This is a genomic window from Actinomyces provencensis (assembly GCF_900155435.1).
Taxonomy (GTDB): domain Bacteria; phylum Actinomycetota; class Actinomycetes; order Actinomycetales; family Actinomycetaceae; genus Pauljensenia; species Pauljensenia provencensis.
The window spans coordinates 2452623-2456546 of the sequence record NZ_LT700212.1 but is presented as its reverse complement, the minus strand read 5'-3'; the positions used below and the strand labels follow the sequence as shown (position 1 = coordinate 2456546).

2 protein-coding genes and 1 pseudogene are annotated in these 3924 nt (G+C 74.1%); 1 reads left to right on the top strand and 2 read right to left on the bottom strand.

Annotated features, from left to right (window positions below):
- Positions 1 to 59: 59 nt before the first annotated feature.
- A complete protein-coding gene (locus tag BQ9890_RS10850) occupies positions 60 to 857 on the bottom strand; it encodes an HAD family hydrolase (RefSeq protein ID WP_075891470.1) in 798 nt (265 codons plus the stop codon).
- A gap of 751 nt (positions 858 to 1608) precedes the next feature.
- Positions 1609 to 2481 (bottom strand): HAD family hydrolase, encoded by an 873-nt coding sequence (locus tag BQ9890_RS10845; RefSeq protein WP_075891468.1) that lies wholly within the window; start codon positions 2479 to 2481, stop codon positions 1609 to 1611.
- A gap of 146 nt (positions 2482 to 2627) precedes the next feature.
- Here BQ9890_RS10845 and BQ9890_RS15940 point away from each other — a divergent pair.
- Positions 2628 to 3924, top strand: a pseudogene (locus BQ9890_RS15940) (hypothetical protein); the annotation flags it as partial.

The window sequence follows — 3924 nt, the reverse complement described above, 5'->3', positions numbered from 1 at the left end:
CTGGGGGGGCGGGGGTGCGGGGGTGCGGACGGCCCGGGCCTGGCCCGGGTCGGCGCCCCTCAGGCCCAGGTGCGTCGGGCGCGCACCAGCGCATACCCGACCGCGCAGGCCGTCAGGGTTGCGACGGCGAAGGGGAGTAGCACCCGCGCCGGGGAGGTGCGCACCCGCACCGTGTGGCTGAAGGACAGGACCTGCCAGTCCTTCTCCCGTGCGACCTCGCGCAGCCCGCGGTCGGGATTGACCGCGACCGGGTGCCCCACGAGGTCCAGAAGGGGGAGGTCCGTCACGGAGTCGGAGTAGGCGAAGCACTCCGTCAGGTCCCAGCCCTGCTCCTGTGCCAGGCGCGCGCAGGCGTGGGCCTTGTCCTCCCCGTGGTTGAAGTGGAGGATCCGCCCGGTGAAGGTGTTGTCCTCGTCCACCTCCGCCACGGACCCGATGGCGTGGTCGGCGCCGAGCATCGTGGCGATGGGGCGGACCATCTGCTCCACCGAGGCCGAGGCGATGACCACGGCATGCCCGGCGGCGTGGTGCAGCGCGATGAGGTCCAGGGCCTCGGTGTAGCAGACGGGGTCGATGGAACCCGTCAGGGCGTCGGCCACGGTCGACTCCAGCACCGTGGCGTCCCACCCGCGCGCCAGCTCCCCCAGTGACTCGCGCATGCGTTCCATGAGGCGCTCGTCGGCGCCGCGCAGGAGGTAGGGGAGGTGGATGAGGATCCCGATGGCTGCCCCCCGGCGTGTGATGAGACCGGCGCGGACCAGCGGGTCGCGCATCGCCATCGAGGATGCCGTCGCCAGGACCGTCTTGTCGAGGTCGAAGAAGGCTGCGCATGTCGGGTGTGTGTGCTCCACGTCCATGTCGCCCCCTTCACCGTCACCGCCGTGTGGTCGCTGGAGGACGGGTCCCTCTCAGGGGTTGTCCACAGGCCGGATCCACGCCCAGTCTTCCACAGGCGAGGGGGTGCGCGGTGGCGCGCGATCGCGCACCGGGGTGTCGTGGGGCCATGGAACACGCTGCGCGGGGGAGACCACCGGGAACCGGGGACGGGCGGGGCCGGGCCGTCGTGGCCGGCACGTCGCTGCCGCCCCGGGTGCTGCTCGACGGCCTGGACCCGGCTGCGGTAAGTGCCGCCGCGGCCGTCATCCGCCTGGTCGGGGGCGAGGTCGTCGCGGATGTGGCGCGTGGTGCCGCGCGCGCCGGTCGGGGTGGCCCCGGCGGCCGTCCGGTGCTCCCGCCGGGTCGCGGTGCGTCACCCGGTCCCGGTCGTGTCCCGGACGCGGACCCAGCCGACTGGGAGGGCTGCGTGGACCTGGTGCTCACAGGGGATCCGACGAGGGCGACCCCGGCCCGCTCCGGCACCATCCCCAGCATCGTCGTCGGGGAGCGGGGAACGCTGCGTCTGCCGGGGGACGAGGCGCTCCTGGCCGACGTGGTGCACGCGGTTGCGCTGGAGCAGTACCGGGGTCGGTCCAGCAGCGTTCCGTCAGGAGAGGTCGTCCCCGACTCCGGACCGGAGGGGAGCGGGCGACCAGGACGGGGTGGGCGCTCGGTGCGGGACGGACGGCCACACCGTCACCCGGGTGCGGGCCGTCTCACCGGTCCGGGCGGTCACACGGGTGCGGACCGGGAGACGGGAGCCGGGCGGCAGGCGGGATCTGAAGTGGCACCGGGTGGGGAACGTGGAGGTGTGGGTCGGGGNCGGGCGCGCACCAGCGCATACCCGACCGCGCAGGCCGTCAGGGTTGCGACGGCGAAGGGGAGTAGCACCCGCGCCGGGGAGGTGCGCACCCGCACCGTGTGGCTGAAGGACAGGACCTGCCAGTCCTTCTCCCGTGCGACCTCGCGCAGCCCGCGGTCGGGATTGACCGCGACCGGGTGCCCCACGAGGTCCAGAAGGGGGAGGTCCGTCACGGAGTCGGAGTAGGCGAAGCACTCCGTCAGGTCCCAGCCCTGCTCCTGTGCCAGGCGCGCGCAGGCGTGGGCCTTGTCCTCCCCGTGGTTGAAGTGGAGGATCCGCCCGGTGAAGGTGTTGTCCTCGTCCACCTCCGCCACGGACCCGATGGCGTGGTCGGCGCCGAGCATCGTGGCGATGGGGCGGACCATCTGCTCCACCGAGGCCGAGGCGATGACCACGGCATGCCCGGCGGCGTGGTGCAGCGCGATGAGGTCCAGGGCCTCGGTGTAGCAGACGGGGTCGATGGAACCCGTCAGGGCGTCGGCCACGGTCGACTCCAGCACCGTGGCGTCCCACCCGCGCGCCAGCTCCCCCAGTGACTCGCGCATGCGTTCCATGAGGCGCTCGTCGGCGCCGCGCAGGAGGTAGGGGAGGTGGATGAGGATCCCGATGGCTGCCCCCCGGCGTGTGATGAGACCGGCGCGGACCAGCGGGTCGCGCATCGCCATCGAGGATGCCGTCGCCAGGACCGTCTTGTCGAGGTCGAAGAAGGCTGCGCATGTCGGGTGTGTGTGCTCCACGTCCATGTCGCCCCCTTCACCGTCACCGCCGTGTGGTCGCTGGAGGACGGGTCCCTCTCAGGGGTTGTCCACAGGCCGGATCCACGCCCAGTCTTCCACAGGCGAGGGGGTGCGCGGTGGCGCGCGATCGCGCACCGGGGTGTCGTGGGGCCATGGAACACGCTGCGCGGGGGAGACCACCGGGAACCGGGGACGGGCGGGGCCGGGCCGTCGTGGCCGGCACGTCGCTGCCGCCCCGGGTGCTGCTCGACGGCCTGGACCCGGCTGCGGTAAGTGCCGCCGCGGCCGTCATCCGCCTGGTCGGGGGCGAGGTCGTCGCGGATGTGGCGCGTGGTGCCGCGCGCGCCGGTCGGGGTGGCCCCGGCGGCCGTCCGGTGCTCCCGCCGGGTCGCGGTGCGTCACCCGGTCCCGGTCGTGTCCCGGACGCGGACCCAGCCGACTGGGAGGGCTGCGTGGACCTGGTGCTCACAGGGGATCCGACGAGGGCGACCCCGGCCCGCTCCGGCACCATCCCCAGCATCGTCGTCGGGGAGCGGGGAACGCTGCGTCTGCCGGGGGACGAGGCGCTCCTGGCCGACGTGGTGCACGCGGTTGCGCTGGAGCAGTACCGGGGTCGGTCCAGCAGCGTTCCGTCAGGAGAGGTCGTCCCCGACTCCGGACCGGAGGGGAGCGGGCGACCAGGACGGGGTGGGCGCTCGGTGCGGGACGGACGGCCACACCGTCACCCGGGTGCGGGCCGTCTCACCGGTCCGGGCGGTCACACGGGTGCGGACCGGGAGACGGGAGCCGGGCGGCAGGCGGGATCTGAAGTGGCACCGGGTGGGGAACGTGGAGGTGTGGGTCGGGGACTCGTCGTCGCGGTGGCCGGCTGGCAGGGAGGTGCGGGGACCACCACCCTGGTGCGTGCACTCGCCCGGCACACGGGTGCCGTCGCCGTGGACGCCACCGGGGCCGGTCCGGGTCTGGTGGGACCCGGTGAGGAGCGCACCCCGGGTGTGCGCTGGGCGGACCTGAGGGTCTCCGAGCCCAGTCAGCACCCGGACCTGGTCGCGAGGTTGCCGCTGATCGGGGGTGGTCCCGCCCTCGTCGCCGACGAGCGCGGAGGGGCGACTCCGGCTGATCCCCGCCTGGCCCCCGTCCTGCACCACCTCTCCCACGCGCGCGACGTGGTCGTGGACCTGGGCCGGTGGGACGGGTGGGGCGCGGCACTCACCGGCCTCGCCGCATCGGGAGGTGGCCGCGCAGTTCGGGGTGTCGTGGACGTCGTGTGCCTGGTGGGAGGAGGGGACGACGAATCCGCCGTACGGCTCGCCGGGGCAGTCGGGGTGTGGCCACCACTGTGCCCGCTGGTCGTGGTGCACACGCGGCGTTCGCCCTCGTCCCTGCTGGCGGGAGCGGTGGCTGGCGCGGGTGGGACGGGTGCGGGCGGACAGGGTGTGGGTGGGCAGG